Raw genomic sequence first — 18122 nt, 5'->3', positions numbered from 1 at the left:
TGGGGTGGAACGGGGAGTGTGGAACGGGAAGTGTGTCGGGTCCGTCAGGGGCCTGCGCCATGGCGCAGAGCGGTTAGGCCGCTGGGGTTTTGGGCGAGTGGATTTTCCGCACCGGGGTGGCTGCGGCAGCCTGGGTCATCCTGTCCAGCAGGATGCCGAGGAAGACGATGGCGAGGCCTGCGGCCAGGCCCTTGCCGAAGAGCGCGCTTTGGACGAAGCCGGCGACGACGTCGTACCCGAGGCCGCCTGCGCCCACAAGCGCACCAACCACCACCATGGCCAGGACATAGATCAGGCCCTGGTTGGCAGCGAGGGCCAGCGTCTGCCTGGCCATCGGAAGCTGGACCTTGGTGATGACTTGCCAGGGAGTGGAGCCGCTGGCAACGGCAGCTTCGACAACAGTCGGGGAAATCGCTGCGATGCCGTCAGCCGTAATCTTGATGGCGACGGGGGCTGCGTAGATGATGCCGGCGATGATCGCGGTGAAGCGGGTGGCGCCGAAGAGTCCCAGGAACGGGACCAGGTACACAAAGGCCGGCATGGTCTGGCCTGCGTCCAGCATGGGCCGCATGATCTGGTCCACCCGCTCGGACCTGCCCATTGCGACGCCGAAGACAACACCCAGAACCATGACCACCGTGGTGGCCACCAGCGTTCCGGCCAGGGTGACCATGGAGTCGCTCCAAAGGCCGAGGTAGATGATCACGCCCAGACATGCCGCGGTCAGGGCCGCGACCTTCCAGCCGCCGAGCGCGTAGGCCGCAGTGGCAATGACTACTACGAGGACATAGAAGGGCGTGTCCGTCAGCAGTGACTGAAACGGGTTAAGGATCCCTGTAGTGACGGCTTCCCGGAAGGACACGGTGAACAGGGACAGGTTGGCCTGCATCCACTGGCTGGCCGAACCGACCGCCTGGACAATCGCCGGGCCGATGTTGAGGTCTTTCGGGAATGCCGCAGCCCACAGCAGGGTCCGGGAGAACTGCACCATGGCCAGTGCCAGCACTAGGGTGACGCCAAGGAGGATGTATCTGGTCCTGCGGGAAACCCTGCGGTTCCGGGCCGCCCCCGGTTCCGCACGGCGGCTGGCGGCGGTGGTGACCCGGTCCAGCACGATCGCGAGCAGGACGATCGAGAGCCCGGCGTTTACGGCCGTGCCGACGTCGAGCGATTGCAGCGCCCGGACCACCACCTGGCCAAGCCCGGGAGCTGCGATCAGCGCCGCGATGGTGACCATGGACAGAGCCGCCATGGTGCCCTGGTTGATTCCCATGACGATGGTGCGGCGGGCCATGGGCAGCTGCAGGGTCACCAACCGCTGCAGGCCCGTCGTGCCCAGCGAATCGGAGGCTTCGCGGGTGTTCTCCGGGATGCAGCGGATGCCGTGCGCCGTCAGGCGGATAACGGGCGGCGCTGCGTAGATCACAGTGGCGATAACGGCCGATGCCGGACCGATGAGGAAGACCAGGGCAAGCGGGGCCAGATACACGAACGTGGGCAGCGTCTGCATAAAGTCCAGCACCGGCGTGATCGCCTTGGCAACCCGGCCGTAGACGCCGGCCGCGACGCCGAGCGGGATCCCGACCACAAGGGTCAGCAGCACGGCTGTGAGGACGAGGGCGAACGTGTAGGTGGCCTCGAGGAACAGACCCTGGAGTCCGAAGAACACAAAGACGGCGACGGTCAACAGCGCGACCCGGGCGTTGCCGATCGCGAAGGCGATCCACCCCAGCAGGCCCACGGTTCCGAGCCAGCCGATCTCCGGCAGGCGCAGGCCCGTGGAACTCGCGGCAAAGGTGGCGATGAACAGGCTGGCCACGGCGTCGACGGCGGCACGCAGGGGCGTGAAGACGTAGAGGAAGACTGGGTTGTCCGCGCGGTTGGCTGCCACCCAGGCGTTGAACTGGTTCAGAGACCGGTGCAGGTCCGTCAGCTCTGAGGCGGGCAAGGCCAGGGTGGAGGTTCCATGCAGGACGAGGAACCCCAGGATCCAGACGACGGCGGCGCCTCCCAGCAGGATTGTGCGCCGACTGGGCCTGCGGCGGGGTTCACGGGCGGGGATGGGTGTGGGTTGCGCCGTGGCCCGGTCTCGGACGAGGGTAGACATTAGGCCGCTGCTTCCGTGGGCTGCAGCACGGAAAGGATGCTGTCGCGGTCGATCTGCCCCGTGATCCTGCCGCCATCTTCTACCAAGACGGGGCAGGAGGAGTGCATGACCGCCGCTATGGCATCCCGGATGATCATCCGGGAACTGAGAACCGGCGCGTCGCCCGGTGTTCCGGCCGCCACGGGCCTGGTGATCCATTTCAGGGTCAGGACGTCCGCGCGGGGGACTTCGGACACAAAGTCCTCAATATACTTGTCCGCCGGTGAGCCCACCAGATCGTCTCCCGTGCCGCACTGGACCGTCTCGCCGTTGCGCATGATCAGGATGCGATCTCCGAGCTTTAGCGCCTCGGAGAGATCGTGGGTCACGAACACCATGGTCTTGCCCATTTCCTTGTGCAGCCGGATGACTTCCGCCTGCATGTCTCGGCGGATAAGCGGATCCAGCGCGGAGAAGGGCTCATCGAAGAGGATGGTGTCAGGATCGCCGGCCAGGGCCCGTCCCAGGCCGACGCGCTGCTGCATTCCTCCGGACAGCTGGTCCGGGTAGTGCTGTTCGTAGCCCTTCAGGCCAACCAGCTCGATGATTTCACGGGCCCTGGCATAGCGTTCGGTCTTGGCAGCCCCGCGGATCTGCAGCCCGTAGGAGACGTTGTCCAGCACGGTGCGGTGCGGGAGGAGGCCGAAATGCTGGAACACCATGGACATCTTCCGCCGGCGCAGTTCGCGGAGCTCGGCAACACCTGCCTGCAGTACGTCCTTGCCGTTCACCAGGACCTGCCCAGAGGTGGGCTCGATCAGCCGGGTAAGGCAGCGGATCAGGGTGGATTTGCCTGATCCGGAAAGTCCCATGACCACGAAGACCTCGCCCTTGGCGACGTCGAAACTCAGGTTGCGGACTGCGGTCACGCAGCCGGTGCGTTCAAGCAGTTCCGCGGAGTTGAGGGCCGAGAGTTCTGGATTGTGGGGGACCTTGTCGCCCCCTGGTCCGAAGACCTTCCAAAGGTTGCGCACTGAGATGTCGGGACTGTTCATTGCTGTACTCCTGCCTGTGGAGGCTTGAACCAGTGGCTGGGCTTGGGGTTGATGTTTTGCCAGATGTGCTTGGTTTCGCGGTACTCCGCGAGACCTTGGAGCCCCAGCTCGCGGCCGTTTCCGGACTTGCCGAATCCGCCCCACTCTGCCTGGGGAACGTACGGGTGGTAGTCGTTGATCCACACCGTGCCGTGCCGAAGGGCCCCGGCCACGCGCTGCGCGCGCGACCCGTCCTGCGTCCAGACGGCGCCAGCCAGTCCATAGGCGGTGTCGTTGGCCAAAATGATGGCTTCCTCCTCCGTGCTAAAGGTCTCCACGGTCAGGACTGGTCCGAACGACTCATCCTGGACCGCGTTCATGGAGGTGTGGCAAGCGTCCAGGATGGTGGGAGGGTAGTAGCTGCCGAGTGCCAGCGCTCCGGTGTCGGGGATATAGCCGCCGCACAGAAGGGTGGCTCCCTCGTCGATGCCGGCTTGGACGTAGGCATGGACCTTGTCACGGTGGGCGGCCGAGATCAGCGGGCCGGCCTCCGCGAGCTCGTCGAAGGGGCCGCCAAGCCGGATGGCCTGCGCACGTCGCACCAGTTCCGCCACGAATTCGTCGTGGATCGATTCTTCGATGATGAGCCTGGTTCCGGCCGAGCACACTTGGCCCGAATGCAGGAACACCGCGGTGAGGGCGTTGTCCAAGGCGGACTCGCGGTCGGCATCGGCGAAGACGATGTTCGGATTCTTCCCGCCCAGTTCCAAGGCAACCCGCTTCACCGTGTTGGCCGCGGTCTTCATGATGTTGATCCCGGTGGCCAGGCCACCGGTGAACGAGACCAGGTCAACGTCCGGGCTTTCGCTCAGGACTGCGCCGACCTCGGGACCGGTGCCGGTGACGAGGTTGGCGACCCCGGCCGGCAACCCGGCCTCAAGGAGCGTATCCATCAGCAGGATGGAGGTGGAGGGAGTCAGTTCACTGGGTTTCAGGACGAAGGTATTGCCGGCCAACAGGGCCGGTGCCACCTTCCAGGACGCCTGCAGGAGGGGGTAGTTCCACGGCGTGATGAGCCCGCACACACCCACAGGGGCGTGGACCACGCGGCTGATGGTTTCTGGTGTCCCGGTATCGATCACGCGGCCGGCGTCCGTTCCGGCGATGCCGCCGTAGTACCTGAAGCAGGCGGCGATATCGTCGATGTCGTATTCCGCTTCGACGTAACGTTTGCCTGTGTCGAGGGCTTCGGCCCGGGCGTAAAGCGCCTTGTCGCGTTCCAGCAGTTCGGCGGTTCGGAGCAGGACCTGTCCGCGTTCCTTCTCGCTGGTGCCGGGCCACGCGCCGCCGTCGAACGCCCTGCGGGCGCTGGCAACCGCGGACTCGGCATCGGCGGCCGTGGATTCGGCAACCTCGGCGACTTTTTCGCCGTCCGCCGGGCACGTGATGACCCGGGTTTTCCCGGCGCCCGATTCGCTCCACCGGCCGTCCACGAACAGGCCCCGTACCGGCGCCGTTTCCTGGTCCAGCAGGGTCCGGCTGTCGATCCCGGCAACATGAACGCCGCTCATGCGCGGCCCAGGCTAGGTGCGGCTTCGGGAGCCCCAGCGGGATCGTGCCGGTAGAAATCCGCGTGCTCGGGTGCCAGCGGCGTACGTCCCAGGATGAGGTCCGCGGCCTTTTCGGCGAGCATCATTACCGGGGCGTAGATGTTGCCGTTGGTCACGTAGGGCATCGCGGAGGCATCCGCCACGCGGAGCCCCGAGGTGCCATGGACCTTCATGGTAAGCGGATCCACCACAGCCAGGGGGTCGGCGGCCGGGCCTATCTTGGCGGTGCAGGAGGGGTGAAGCGCCGTTTCGGCATCCCGGGCCACCCAGTCGAGGATCTCCTCGTCCGTCTGGACGGACGGGCCGGGCGAGAGTTCGCCGCCACTGTAGGGCGCGAGGGCCGCCTGGGAGAGGATGTCGCGGGTGACCCGGATGGCCTCCACCCATTCGCGCCGATCCTGGTCCGTGGACAGGTAGTTGAACTGCATGGACGGGTGCGCGGCGGGGTCCGTGGAGGTGATCTTCAGGCTACCTCTGGCGTCGGAGTACATGGGCCCCACATGGACCTGGTACCCGTGCTTGGCGTCCGCTTTCTGGCCGTCGTAGCGCACGGCAACCGGCAGGAAGTGGAACATCAGGTTGGGGTAGGCGACGTCTTCGTTGGAGCGGACGAACCCGCCTCCTTCGAAGTGGTTGGTGGCTGCGGGGCCCTTGCGTCCGAGCAGCCACTGGAGTCCGATCAGCGGGTAGCGCCAGAGGCTGAGGTTCGGCTGCATGGACACGGGCTGTGCGCAGGAGTGCTGGACGTACACTTCCAGGTGGTCCTGGAGGTTTTCGCCGACTCCCGGCAGGTCCACCACCGGCTTGATCCCCAGCGACAACAGGAGCGCGGAATCCCCCACGCCGGAGAGCTGCAGCAACTGGGGCGTATTGATCGCGCCGCCGCAAAGCACCACTTCCTTGGCGTTGACCGTGTGCAGCCGGCCGTGCCGGCGGTAGGTGACTCCGGTGGCCGTCGTGCCGTCGAAATTGACCTTGGCCGCAAGCGCCCGGGTGCGGACCTTCAGGTTTTTCCGGCCCTTATTGGGGCGCAGGTAGGCACGTGACGCCGAGAGCCGCTGGCCCTTGTGGACGTTTCGGTCGAACGGGCCGAAGCCCTCCTGACGGTACCCGTTGACGTCATCGGTGCGCTTGTGGCCCGCTTCCTCGGAGGCGCGGAAGAAGGCCTGGAACAGGGGGTTGCGGGCGGGTCCGCGCTCCAGGACCAAGGGTCCGTCATGGCCGCGCAGTTCATCGTCCGGAGCTGCGGCGAGCGCGGTTTCCATGCGCTTGAAGTAGGGCAGGCAGTGCGCGAAGTCCCAGGTTTCCATGCCGGCGTCAGCTCCCCACCGTTCGTAGTCCAGCGGGTTGCCGCGCTGGAAGATCATCCCGTTGATGGAGCTGGAGCCGCCCAGCACCTTGCCGCGGGCGTGGGCGATCCTGCGGCCGTGCATGCGGGGTTCGGGGTCGGACTCGTATTGCCAGTCGTAGAACCTGTTGCCACTCGGGAAGGTCAGGGCCGCCGGCATCTGGATGAAAAGGTCCCACGGGTAGTCGCTGCGGCCCGCTTCAAGGACCAGCACCGTGTGCGTTCCGTCCGCACTCAGCCTGTCCGCCAGGACGGATCCGGCGCTGCCGCCGCCTACAATCACGTAGTCGTAGCTCTCGTTCGTCATGAGGTAAATCTCCTAGGGGCGTGGTCTGGAGTCGTGTTGAAGCGCCTGGATGGATCCGGTTCAGCCGCGCAGGCGTTCCATGCCCGGGTCCACCAGCGGCTCCGCCGTGACGGTTGCGGCGATGCGGGTGCCGAAGTATTCGATTTCCACGGCATCGCCTTCGGAGGTGCTGGCCGGGAGCCAGGCGTAGGCGATCGGCCGCCTCACCGTGTAGCCGTAAGCCGCGCTGGTCACGTAGCCGGCGGCTTCGCCCTTGAAATACACGGGTTCCTTGCCCAGCACCACCGAAGAGCCGTCGTCGACCGTCAGGCAGCGCAGCTGCATGGCAGCCGGTTGCGCGCGGCGCTCGGCGAGGGTTTCGGCACCTACAAAAGAGTCCTTGTTCTTGGCGATCGAGAAGCCCAGGCCTGCCTGGTACGGCTCGTGTTCGGGCGTCATGTCCGTCCCCCAGAGCCGGTATCCCTTTTCCAGGCGGAGGCTGTTGAAGGCGCCGCGGCCGGCGGCAATGATGCCCTGTTCCTGGCCGGCCTCGAAGAGGAGGTCCCACAACTTCAGACCGTGTTCAGCGGTGGTGTACAGTTCCCAGCCCAGCTCGCCCACATAGGACAAGCGCATGGCCGTCACGGGGATGCCGCCGATCCGCACCTGCTTGGTACGGAAGTAACGAAGACCGTCGTTGGTGAAATCATCGGTGCTGACCTTGGCGATAACTTCGCGTGCCAGCGGCCCCCAGAGCCCGATGCAGCAGGTGGATCCCGTAATGTCGCGGATCTGGACCCACTGGCTGACGTCATCAGCTGTCTGCTTTCGGGCCTCCCTGGTGAAGTAGTCGAAGTCGATGTTGCCGTTGGCGCCGACCTGGAACGTGGCCTCATCCAGCCGTGCGATCGTGATGTCGCTGCGCACCCCGCCGTCGTCGTTCAGCAGCAGGCAATAGGTGACGGCGCCCGGCTTCTTGTCGATCTGCCCGGCGCTGAGGCGCTGCAGCAGCGCAAGGGCGCCCGGGCCCGAAACCTCCAGCCGCTTGAGTGCCGTCATGTCGTAAAGTGCGACGGCGGTTCGCGTCTTCCATGCCTCGGCCGCGGAAACGGGGGAACTGAACATGGCCGCCCACGGGCCGCGGTCCGGCGCCTGCCATTCAGGCGGCAGCTCGTCCAGGAGCGGGCGGTTTGCCTCAAACCAGTGCGGGCGCTCCCAACCGCTGGACTCTAGGAAGAAAGCTCCCAGTTCCTTCTGTCGGCAATTGAACGGGCTGACGCGCACGTCCCGGGGTGATTCGCGCGGCTGCAGGGGGTGCAGAATGTCGTAGATTTCGACAAAGTTCTGCTGGGAGGTTTCGCTGACGTAGCTCTCGGCGGTCTGGACGGCTTCGAAGCGCGATACCTCGCATTCGTGGAGCGGGGTGCGGGACTGGCCCTCGATCAGCAATTCGGCTACCGCGCGGGCCACGCCGGCGGAGTGCGTGACCCAGACCGCTTCCGCGACGTAGAAGCCCTCAAGCTCCGGGGCCTGGCCGATCAACGGGCCGCCGTCCGGTGTGAAGGAGAAGATGCCGTTGAAGCCGTCGGCGATCTCCGCCCCGCGGAGGGCGGGCAGCAGCTGCCGGCTGTCCTCCCAACAGGGGAGGAAATCCTCCTCGGTGAATTCGAGCCGGGAAGGCATGCGGTGCTCGGACATCTGCCCCGGCGCCACCTGCGGCAGCCGCTCCAGGTCCACGGGCATGGGGCGGTGGGCATAGGAGCCGATTCCGATCCTGTCTCCGTGCTCACGGAAATAAAGGTCTTTGTCCTGGTGCCGGAGAATGGGCATGCGGGCGCCATTGGAGGGGTCCAGGGGGTTCGTGCCCAGGTTGACGCCCACGAGTTCGGGCACCGTGGTGGTCTTGACGTACTGGTGGGCCAGCGGCAGCAGCGGCACGGCCATGCCTGCCATCGCACCTATCTGTGGGCCCCAGAAGCCGGCGCAGGAGACGACGATGTCCGCCGGGACCACGCCGTCGGAAGTCTGGACCCCCGTTACTTTTCCGCCGGACTGCTCGATCCCGGTCACCGGAGTTGATCCGATGAACCTGACGCCGGCTGCCGTGGCTTTGCGGATCAGCAGCTGAACGGCGCGGGCGGCGGAGGCGAGGCCATCGGACGGGACGTAGAGGCCGCCGAGAACCATGTCCTGGTTCAGCAGCGGATAGTGCTTGCTGCACTCATCGGGGTCGATGATCCTGCCCTCGATGCCCCACGAGGTTGCGTAGCCGAGCTTCCGTTTGAGGTCCTCCAACCGTTCCGGCGTGGTGGCGATCTCCAGGCCACCCACTTGGTTGAAGCATGCGACACCCTCGTCGCTCAGGGAGAGGAGCTTGTCCACGGTGTAACCGGCGAACTGCGTCATCGTCTTGGAGGGATTGGTCTGGAACACCAGGCCGGGTGCGTGCGACGTGGAGCCGCCAGCGAGGTTGAGTGGTCCCTGTTCCAGTACGGTGACGCTGGTCCAGCCTCGGGTGGCCAATTCATCTGCCAGATTCGCACCGACAATGCCGGCGCCGATGATAACGACGCGGGGTGTAGCGCTCATACGGAAGCTCCTGTTCTTGACTTACTGCGTGTTGCGTGGGGGCGCCCCGTTTGAGGGCTCGCGGGGCGGCTCTACCGGAAGACGACGGTCCGGGTGCCGTTGAGGAGGACGCGGTGCTGGCAATGCCACTTCACCGCGCGGGAGAGAGCGATCGCTTCGGCGTCGCGGCCTGCCGTTACCAGGGAATCCGGGTCCACGCCGTGGTCCACCCGGAACACTTCCTGCTCAATGATGGGACCTTCGTCGAGGTCGCCGGTGACGTAGTGGGCAGTGGCCCCCACCACCTTCACGCCGCGTTCGTAGGCCTGGTGGTAAGGCTTGGCCCCTTTGAACCCGGGCAGGAAAGAATGGTGGATGTTGATGGCCCGGCCGCGGAGTTCCCCGCAGAGGCCGTCGGACAGTACCTGCATGTAGCGGGCCAGCACCACAAGGTCCGCGGCATGCTCGTCCACGAGTTCCAGAAGCCGGGACTCCGCCAGCGGTTTGGTGGACGCCGTTACGGGTACGTGGATGAAGGGTAGCCCTGCGGCTTCCGCCATCGGGCGCAGGTCCTCGTGGTTGGAGACGACGGCGGCGATGTCTGCCCCCAGGCTCCCGGCGCGCCAGCGGAAAATAAGGTCATTGAGGCAGTGGCCGAACTTGGAGACCATCACCAGGATGCGCTGCGGCCTGTCGTCGTGGAAGTTGTAGGACATTGCGAACTCGGCGGCGATCTCCGCGAAGTCGGCGGACAGGGAATCGGCCGTGCTGTCCGCACCGTCCGCACCAGAACCATTGGCGCCATTGGCGCCATTGGCGCCAGCCAACGTGCCGGTGAAGGCGGTGCGCAGGAAGAGTGTATTGCTGACGTGGTCATCGAACTGCTGATGTTCGGCAATGTCAAAGCCGCGCATTGCCAGGAAGCTGGACACCGCGTGGACGATTCCACTGCGTTCGGGGCAGGCAACGGTTAGGACGAACGGCGTCGCCTGCCGCCCGGATGCTGCCCGTGGCTGCCCGGCGTCGGACGCGGAACGTGTCCGTTCCTGCAGCTCGTTGCTCAGTTGTAGGGTCAAGAACTTCACCTCTTAGCTTGAAATGGAGCACTGCCTGGTGGTCTCTAGACGTGGCCGTTAACGGTCAGGCCTGGTGGAAGGTTGGGGGCCTCGCTCGATTCCTCGACCATGATCTGGCCGTCCACCACGGAGACCTTGTGGACCCGCACCGGCAACTTGGCCGGCGGCGCGTCCACTTCACCCGTGCGGAGATTGAACTTCGAAGCGTGAAGGGGGCACTCCACCTCGCAGCCTTCCACCCAACCGTCCGCGAGCGACGCGTCCTGGTGGGTGCAGGTGTCGTCCAGTGCGAACAATTCGCCATCCTCCGTGTGGAAGACGGCGATCGGTGGGGACGTGTGGAGACGAAGGGCTTCTCCGGGAGCCAATGCGGTGAGTGGGCAGGCGATGTGCATCTGATAAACCTCTTTCCCAGTTGACAGGCTCAGCCCGGTCGGCGGGTTGTGCCATCATCAACGCCGATCACAATACGCAACAGAGTGATCTATGCCACACTGCCTTGTCAAGGGTTCCCTTTGATGAAACCGACCCTTGACACCCCCTGGTGGTCTGCGTCACGCTGTCTCGCATAGAGAATGTTGTTGCGTCATACGCAATTAGTTCCATTTCGTTATCGGAAGGCGGCCATGCAGACAATGGCAATAGTGGGGGCATCTTTGGCGGGAATCTCGGCCGCCCGTGCAGCCCGCGCCCAAGGCTTCGCAGGAAGGCTCGTCCTCATCGGCGATGAGCCGCATCGGCCCTATGATCGGCCGCCCCTGTCCAAGGATTTCCTGGCGGGAAAGATGACCCCGGAACACCTCAGGCTGGAGAGTCCAGAAGACGGTGAAGGCGCAGATCCGCTTCAGGCCGAGTGGCTGCTCGGCGCAGCAGCACGCAGCCTGGATGCCGCGACCCGGACGGTAACACTCGACGACGGCACGGAAATAAAGGCCGACAGCGTGGTCATTGCCACCGGGGCGTACGCCCGGACACTGCCGGAGCTCGCCGGGCTGGCGAACGTCTTTACGCTGCGGACCCTGCACGACGCGCAGGACCTCGCTCCCGAACTGGTGCCGGGGGCGAGGCTCGTCATCGTAGGCGGGGGCTTCATCGGCGCTGAGGTTGCCTCCACCGCCCGCGCGCTCGGGGTTGAAGTCACGGTCATCTGCTCGGGCGCCGTTCCGCTCAGCCGCCCGCTGGGTGCGGAGATGGCGGGGACCCTGGCCGCGTTACATGAAATTAACGGGGTGGAGCTGATTTGTGACGCTTCCATCGAGTCCTATTACAGCGGCGAGGGAGTTGTCAGCGGGCTCCGCCTCGCGGACGGCCGCTACGTGCCTGCCGACGTCGTCCTGGTGGCCATCGGTGCCGAACCCAACACAGCCTGGCTTGCCGGCTCCGGTCTCGAACTCGGCGACGGCGTCCTCTGCGATCCGATGGGCCGGACCAACGCGCCGGGGGTGGTGGCCGTCGGGGATTGTGCTGCGTGGCTGGACGAAGACTCCGGGGAACACCGGCGCGTGGAGCACTGGAGCGGTGCAACGGAGCGCCCGGCACTCGCCGTCACGGCGCTCCTTGAGCCGGGCGCCGTCCGTCAGCCGCTGAACCTGCCGTACTTCTGGTCCGACCAGTACAACGTCAGGATCCAATTCGCCGGTCACGCCCGGGACGCTGACCGGGTGGACATAGAGGCTGGGGATCCCGCGGCCCACAGCTTCGTGGCCGTCTACTATCGAGGCGGCCAGCCTGTAGCCGTCCTCGGCGCCAACCAGCCCCGCCTCTTCACCAAGTGGCGGCGGCAGCTCAACGCCGAACGAGCAGTTGCAACCCAAGCCACTGCGGCCGCCGCCCAGCCTGTGCTGGCAGCATCCCCCAGTTTCATCTGATCCCCTACAGACCTTCCAGACCCCGCCGTCAGTCACCGCAGAGGAGTTAAAGAATGACTACCGAAGTCTTCACGCCCAGCCTGATCCCCACCCTTCCAGGCCAGGCCTACATCAGCGAAGAGATCTTCCGCGCCGAGCAGGAGCGCATTTTCGAGCAGATGTGGTTCTGCGCAGTCCGGTCCGCCGATCTGGACAAGCCCGGGGCGTGGCGGACGGTGCAGGTGGGACGGGAGAGCGTGCTGATCAGCCGCACCCGCAAGGGCGGCATCCGCGCCTTCTACAACGTGTGCCGGCACCGTGGTGTCAAGCTGTGCATGGAGGAGCAAGGCGAAGCTGCACGCTCATTCCAGTGCCCCTATCACGCCTGGACCTACGACTTTGACGGCAAGCTCATTGCGGCTCCCAACCTGACTAAGATGCCGGACATCGACCGGGACGAGTACGGGCTCGTGAAGGTCCACATCCGCGAGTACCTCGGGTATGTGTGGGTCTGCCTTGCCGACGAGCCGCCGTCGTTCGAAGAGGATGTCATGGGCGCCATCGAGGAACGGCTCGGGGATCTGCAGGCGGTGGAGGACTATGACATCGCCAACCTGAGCCTGGGGCGCCGGATTAAGTACGACGTGAAGGCCAACTGGAAGCTCATCATCGAGAACTTCATGGAGTGCTACCACTGCGCCACCATCCACCCTGAGCTCACGGAGGTGTTGCCTGAATTTGCCGACGGCCTGGCCGCCCAGTACTTCGTGGGCCACGGTGCCGAATTCGGCGAGGATATCAAGGGCTTCACCATCGACGGCTCAGAAGGGCTGGACCGGATTCCGGGCGTGGGAGAGGGCCAGGACCGGCGCTATTACGCAGTGACGATCAAGCCGACGGTCTTCGTCAACCTGGTTCCGGACCACGTGATCATCCACCGCATGTTCCCCATGGCCGCTGACCACACCATCGTTGAATGCGACTGGCTGTACCTTCCCAGCGTTGTGGAAAGTGGCAAGGACGTCAGCGCCTCGGTGGAGCTCTTCCACCGCGTCAACGAGCAGGACTTCGACGCCTGCGAGCGCTGCCAGCCGGCCATGGGCTCAAAGGTCTATGCCAAGGGCGGCGTGCTGGTCCCGAGCGAGCACCACATCGGCGCGTTCCACGACTGGGTCCAGCAGAAGGTGGGCGACGTTACCCCCGGCCACTGAGCCCTGCTTCCAACGGAGGACCCGCCGGAACCACTGGTTTCGGCGGGTCCTAAATTTTTAACGCCGGGAGTAGCCCATGTTCGCGCTGATCTGGAGGCCTGCCTGCTTCAGTGCCTCCAGGAGCCCGGGCGTCTTTTCCGGATCAAACCGGAATGCCGGTCCGGAAATACTGACGGCACCGATCACTGATCCCATATGGTTGTACACCGGCACGGACATCGAGTTGAGCCCGATTTCGAACTCTTCCCGGACCACCCCGTAGCCGTCGCGGGCGACGTCGAGGAGCTGGTTCTCCAGCTTGCTCCGGTTTGTGATGGTGCGCGGCGTCCGGGCCGGAAGCCCGGTCTCTTTCAGGATGCGGTCCCGATCGTCCGCGGACAGCGCCGCGAGCAGGACCTTTCCGCTGGACGTCGCGTGGAGCGGCGTCAGGTTGCCCACCCAGTCGTACGTGGCCAGCGTTGACGGTCCCATGGCCTGATCCACATTGACGGCATAGTTGGAGCGCAGGACGGCCAGGTTCACTGTCTCCTTGAATTCCTCCGCAAGGCTTTCCAGCACAGGGCGGGCCTCGCGGACCAGGCTCAGCCGCCCGGGGATGGAGCTTGCCAGCCGGAGGATGCCGAAGCCCAGCTGGTACTTTCCGCGTTCGCTGTTCTGGTGGACCATCTCCCTGCTTACCAGCGAACCCAGCAGCCGGGAGACGGTGGACTTGTGGATACCCATCTCCTCGGCGATATCGCTCACGCCGGCATGGCCGTCACGGGCCAGGATTTCCAGGACCGCCAGGGCCCGGTCCACTGACTGGACGCCTCCGTGCTGGCCGCCCTCCGTATCGACGTCGGATTCGGGGTTATTGTTCGAAGCCATGATCCATACTCTCAAGTAGTTTCTGCGGCTTGCTTACCCGCCACAAGGGCGCCTATAGCGTCCTCTCGGTTAGTTCCACACTTTCGATCCTATGCCGGGATGTGTGACGCAGCCGATATTGCGTTAAGTGGTTTAATCAAGGCGCATGGAGCACCCGGGGGAAGCCATTGATCACGGAGCACCTCGAGTTCGCGCCCGCCGAGCTTCCAGTCGGAGACGTCGGCCAGGCGGCGGGCCGGCGGATCGAGGGGAGTGAGACGGCGACGTCGGCACCCCAGCCAGGCATCACATCCACCGACATGATGCCGTCAAGGGCTTCGACGCGCCGGGCGAGGCGGACCGTGGTCGGTGCCGCCGCGGACAGTTCGCCGGGACCGTCGTCGCGGACGTTGACCAAGAGGTTCGCCGCCACCCGGTGTGGACAACGCGGCGCGCATTCCGTTCAGCGACGCGCGAAATCGTCATGCCCGCCCCGTCTGCCTGTCGCTAAGACAACCTGTCTCACGACAGGCTGACAGAGAGGGAATTCGGGTGTCGATGAGTATTTTCCGCATCGTCGGGCACGAGGCGCGTCGCACTACTCCAGGACCAAGCACGTCATGCAGAACCGCGGCCGGTAACAGGGACGACGGCGGGAGGTGACTCCGGCCGCCAAAATCGCCGGAAGCGTGCCAGTTCGCCGGAAGCTTACAGCGGGCTCGCACGTTTCCGGCGATATCGGCGGAAGGCGACGTCGCGGACGGGGCCGTGCGGCAGCTCACCGGCGGCCGGCAACAGGAGCGACGGCGGCTAGAGCACCTTGCGGATGGTCTCCTCGAAGCTGGTGACGTGGTGCAGGGCGAGCTCGCCGGCCCTGTCCGCGTCGCCCTCGGCCACCGCCTTGAGCAGCTCCACGTGCTCGGTGATGTGGCCGCTGACCGAGGGGACCTTGTCCAGGACCAGGCACCAGATGCGCGTGGCCAAGTTGTCGTAGCGGATCAGCGTGTCCTCCAAGTGCGGGTTGGCCGCGGCCCGGTAGATCAGACGGTGCACCGTCAGGTCGTAGCGCATCAGCTCCCGGGACTCTGCGGGGCTAGGGGCCAGTTCCGCAATGGTCTTGGCGACATCCAGCAGTTCCCGGCGCATGGCAGCGTTGGCCCGCGTTGCCGCCCGGCGCGCCGCCAGCGGTTCCAGCAGTTCCCGGATTTCCGAGACGTCGGCCAGCTCCGTGAAGTCCACAGTGGTGGCAAAGGTACCCCGCCGCGGATAGGAGACCACCAGATGGTCGACTTCCAGCCGCTTGATCGCCTCGCGCACGGGAGTGCGTCCGAAACCGAGCTCGGCGGCCAGCTGTCCGTCATTGATGGGCTCGCCCGGCCGGATCTCGAGCATGATCAGCTTGTCGCGCAACTGCCTGTACGCGGCCTCCGCCTGGGAGAGTGCTTCGTCCTCTGCGGGCGGCAGGACGGTGAGTGCATTCACAGCTCGGCTCCGTTTCTGGATTTCAACGTTTCTGGAATTCAACCGGAAGCCCGGTTTCACTTGGCTTCAAGCTATTGACTCTGGTGTGATCTCAATCATACCATTGACCTCACACTGATATATCAGTCATAGCAATAGTGGTATTTCAAAGGAGCAACCGTGGTTGAGCAGTTGAACGAGCGACTTTCCGTAGTCGATCCCGAGGTCGAACAGGCCGTGGCGAGGGAACTGAAGCGCCAGCAGTCCACCCTTGAAATGATTGCGTCCGAGAACTTCGCCCCCGTCGGGGTCATGGAGGCACAGGGTTCGGTGCTGACCAACAAGTACGCCGAGGGCTACCCGGGCAAGCGCTACTACGGCGGCTGCGAGCACGTCGATGTGATCGAACAGCTCGCCATCGACCGGGTCAAGGCCCTGTTCGGCGCCGAGTACGCCAACGTGCAGCCCCACTCCGGCGCTCAGGCCAACGCCGCCGCCATGTTCGCCCTCCTGGAACCGGGCGACACCATCATGGGACTGGCCCTGGCCCACGGCGGCCACCTCACCCACGGGATGCGGATCAATTTCTCCGGCAAGCTCTACAACGTGGTCCCGTACCACGTGAGCGAGCACAACCACCTGGTGGACATGGCCGAGGTCGAGGCGTTGGCCCTTGAGCACCGGCCCAAGATGATCGTGGCCGGATGGTCCGCCTACTCCCGGCAGCTGGACTTCGCCGAGTTCCGGCGCATCGCCGACCTCGTGGGCGCCTACCTCATGGTCGACATGGCGCACTTTGCCGGCCTGGTCGCCGCAGGGCTTCATCCGAACCCGGTCCCCTACGCCGACGTCGTCACCACCACCACACACAAGACCCTCGGCGGCCCGCGCGGCGGCGTGATCCTGGGCAAGGCGGAGTACGCGCGCAAGATCAATAGCGCCGTGTTTCCCGGCCAGCAAGGCGGCCCGCTGGAACACGTGATCGCGGCCAAGGCCGTGGCCTTCAAGATCGCGGCGTCCCCCGAGTTCAAGGAACGCCAGGACCGCACACTCGAAGGCGCCAGGATTCTCGCGTCCCGGCTCCTGAAGGACGACGTCGCGGCGGCCGGGATCTCCGTGGTCAACGGCGGCACCGACGTGCACCTGGTCCTGGTGGACCTGCGGGACTCGGAACTGGACGGGCAGCAGGCCGAAGACAGGCTCCACCGGATCGGCATCACCGTCAACCGCAACGCAGTCCCGTTCGATCCCCGCCCGCCCATGGTCTCCTCCGGACTGCGGATCGGCACGCCCGCCCTGGCCATGCGCGGCTTCGGTGCCGCGGAGTTCACCGAAGTGGCGGACATCATCGCCTCCGCCCTCATCTCACAGGCACCAGGGAACGAACTCAGCGACCAAACCGCCGCTGAACTGCGCGGACGCGTCAGCGCCCTCGCAGACCAATTCCCCCTTTACCCGCATCTCGGCACCAGCACAGCGGCAACCGGGCTTGAGGCAGAACTGATTGGAGCAGCACAATGACCACCGAACACCTGCCGGAACACCCGGACTTCCTCTGGCGCAATCCGGACCCCAAGTCCTCCTACGACGCCGTGATTGTGGGCGGCGGCGGACATGGACTGGCGACGGCGTATTACCTGGCCAAGAACCACGGGATGACCAACATCGCCATCCTGGAAAAAGGCTGGCTCGCCGGCGGCAACATGGCCCGGAACACCACCATCATCCGCTCCAACTACCTCTGGGACGAGAGCGCGGCGATCTACGAGCACGCCTTGAAGCTGTGGGAGATCCTGCCGGAAGAACTCGAATACGACTTCCTGTTCAGCCAGCGCGGGGTCATGAACCTGGCCCACACCCTGGGCGACGTCCGCGAAAGCGTCCGCCGCGTCGGAGCCAACAAACTCAACGGCGTCGACGCCGAGTGGCTGGACCCGCAGCAGGTCAAGGAACTCTGCCCCATCCTGAATATCAACGACAACATCCGCTACCCGGTCATGGGTGCCACCTACCAGCCGCGCGCCGGCATCGCCAAGCACGACCACGTCGCGTGGGCGTTCGCCCGCAAATGCGATGAGCTGGGCGTGGACATCATCCAGAACTGCGAAGTCACCGGCTTCCTGAAGGACGGGAACAAGGTGGTGGGGGTCAAGACCACCCGCGGCACCATCCACACCGAAAAGGTCGGCCTCTGCGCGGCAGGACACAGTTCGGTGCTGGCGGAAATGGCCGGCTTCCGCCTTCCCATCCAGTCCCACCCCCTCCAGGCACTGGTGTCCGAGCTCCACGAGCCCGTCCACCCCACCGTGGTCATGTCCAACCACGTCCACGTCTATGTCTCCCAGGCGCACAAGGGCGAACTGGTCATGGGCGCCGGCGTGGATTCATACAACGGCTACGGCCAGCGCGGATCATTCCACGTGATCGAGCACCAGATGGCCGCCGCCGTCGAACTCTTCCCGATCTTCGCCAGGGCCCACGTGCTCCGGACGTGGGGCGGAATCGTGGACACCACCTTGGACGCCTCCCCGATCGTGGGCACCACCCCGGTAGAGAACATGTTCGTCAACTGCGGGTGGGGAACCGGCGGATTCAAGGGCACACCGGCTGCCGGGCTGACGTTCGCGCACACGATCGCCACCGGCACACCGCACAAACTCAACAAGCCCTTTGCACTCGAGCGCTTCGAAACCGGCGCCCTGATCGATGAACACGGCGCCGCCGCCGTGGCCCACTAGAAAGAGGTACG

The 18122-nt window shown here is 65.3% G+C and carries 13 protein-coding genes and 1 pseudogene; 4 read left to right on the top strand and 10 right to left on the bottom strand.

Annotation, left to right across the window (positions count from 1 at the left end; all coding sequences use genetic code 11):
• Positions 1-73: 73 nt before the first annotated feature.
• The 7 genes from BLQ10_RS09185 to BLQ10_RS09155 form a co-directional block, all read right to left on the bottom strand.
• Positions 74-2107: an ABC transporter permease gene (locus BLQ10_RS09185; RefSeq protein ID WP_091560966.1), complete on the bottom strand. Its 2034-nt coding sequence runs from the start codon at positions 2105-2107 to the stop codon at positions 74-76.
• Positions 2107-3141, bottom strand: a complete 1035-nt coding sequence (locus tag BLQ10_RS09180; RefSeq protein ID WP_091560963.1) for a quaternary amine ABC transporter ATP-binding protein — start codon at positions 3139-3141, stop codon at positions 2107-2109. Before BLQ10_RS09180 ends, BLQ10_RS09185 begins: the two co-directional genes overlap by 1 nt.
• Positions 3138-4691 (bottom strand): aldehyde dehydrogenase family protein, encoded by a 1554-nt coding sequence (locus BLQ10_RS09175; RefSeq protein ID WP_091560961.1) that lies wholly within the window; start codon positions 4689-4691, stop codon positions 3138-3140. The genes BLQ10_RS09180 and BLQ10_RS09175 overlap by 4 nt, the downstream gene beginning before the upstream one ends.
• Entirely contained in the window at positions 4688-6385 is a 1698-nt protein-coding gene (betA, locus tag BLQ10_RS09170; protein WP_091560960.1) for a choline dehydrogenase, read from the bottom strand. The genes BLQ10_RS09175 and betA overlap by 4 nt, the downstream gene beginning before the upstream one ends.
• Before the next feature lie 60 nt (positions 6386-6445).
• Entirely contained in the window at positions 6446-8953 is a 2508-nt protein-coding gene (locus BLQ10_RS09165; RefSeq protein WP_091560958.1) for a GcvT family protein, read from the bottom strand.
• Between the two features lie 71 nt (positions 8954-9024).
• Entirely contained in the window at positions 9025-9984 is a 960-nt protein-coding gene (gene purU / locus BLQ10_RS09160) for a formyltetrahydrofolate deformylase (RefSeq protein ID WP_175558543.1), read from the bottom strand.
• Between the two features lie 68 nt (positions 9985-10052).
• Positions 10053-10403 carry a bifunctional 3-phenylpropionate/cinnamic acid dioxygenase ferredoxin subunit gene (locus BLQ10_RS09155; RefSeq protein ID WP_091560955.1) on the bottom strand — a complete coding sequence of 117 codons (351 nt, stop codon included), beginning with the start codon at positions 10401-10403 and terminating at the stop codon, positions 10053-10055.
• A gap of 240 nt (positions 10404-10643) precedes the next feature.
• Here BLQ10_RS09155 and BLQ10_RS09150 point away from each other — a divergent pair, with 240 nt between their 5' ends.
• Positions 10644-11876, top strand: coding sequence for an NAD(P)/FAD-dependent oxidoreductase (locus BLQ10_RS09150; RefSeq protein WP_254785485.1), 1233 nt, complete (start codon positions 10644-10646; stop codon positions 11874-11876).
• A gap of 53 nt (positions 11877-11929) precedes the next feature.
• On the top strand, positions 11930-13066 hold the full coding sequence (locus tag BLQ10_RS09145) for an aromatic ring-hydroxylating oxygenase subunit alpha (RefSeq protein ID WP_091560951.1): 1137 nt from the start codon (positions 11930-11932) through the stop codon (positions 13064-13066).
• A 57-nt stretch (positions 13067-13123) separates the two neighbouring features.
• On the opposite strand, the gene BLQ10_RS09140 is transcribed toward BLQ10_RS09145, so the two are convergent.
• From BLQ10_RS09140 to BLQ10_RS09130, 3 genes and pseudogenes are all read right to left on the bottom strand, one after another.
• Positions 13124-13933, bottom strand: a complete 810-nt coding sequence (locus BLQ10_RS09140; RefSeq protein ID WP_091560949.1) for an IclR family transcriptional regulator — start codon at positions 13931-13933, stop codon at positions 13124-13126.
• A 176-nt stretch (positions 13934-14109) separates the two neighbouring features.
• Positions 14110-14336, bottom strand: a pseudogene (locus BLQ10_RS09135) (LuxR family transcriptional regulator); the annotation flags it as partial.
• Positions 14337-14722: 386 nt separating this feature from the next.
• Positions 14723-15394, bottom strand: a complete 672-nt coding sequence (locus BLQ10_RS09130; RefSeq protein WP_091560947.1) for a GntR family transcriptional regulator — start codon at positions 15392-15394, stop codon at positions 14723-14725.
• Positions 15395-15553: 159 nt separating this feature from the next.
• On the opposite strand from BLQ10_RS09130, the gene glyA reads away from it, so the two are divergent.
• Together glyA and BLQ10_RS09120 are read left to right on the top strand one after the other, a co-directional pair.
• Positions 15554-16894 (top strand): serine hydroxymethyltransferase, encoded by a 1341-nt coding sequence (glyA, locus tag BLQ10_RS09125; protein ID WP_091560945.1) that lies wholly within the window; start codon positions 15554-15556, stop codon positions 16892-16894.
• The gene (locus BLQ10_RS09120) at positions 16891-18111 is read left to right on the top strand and encodes a sarcosine oxidase subunit beta family protein (RefSeq protein WP_091560943.1); all 1221 of its coding nucleotides are present in this window, start codon (positions 16891-16893) and stop codon (positions 18109-18111) included. The genes glyA and BLQ10_RS09120 overlap by 4 nt, the downstream gene beginning before the upstream one ends.
• The last annotated feature ends 11 nt before the right edge of the window (positions 18112-18122 follow it).

Origin of the sequence: Arthrobacter sp. ok362 (genome assembly GCF_900102785.1) — a bacterium.
GTDB lineage: Bacteria > Actinomycetota > Actinomycetes > Actinomycetales > Micrococcaceae > Arthrobacter.
Note: the sequence above shows the minus strand (reverse complement) of the source record. Positions and strands in the feature narration are given on the sequence as shown.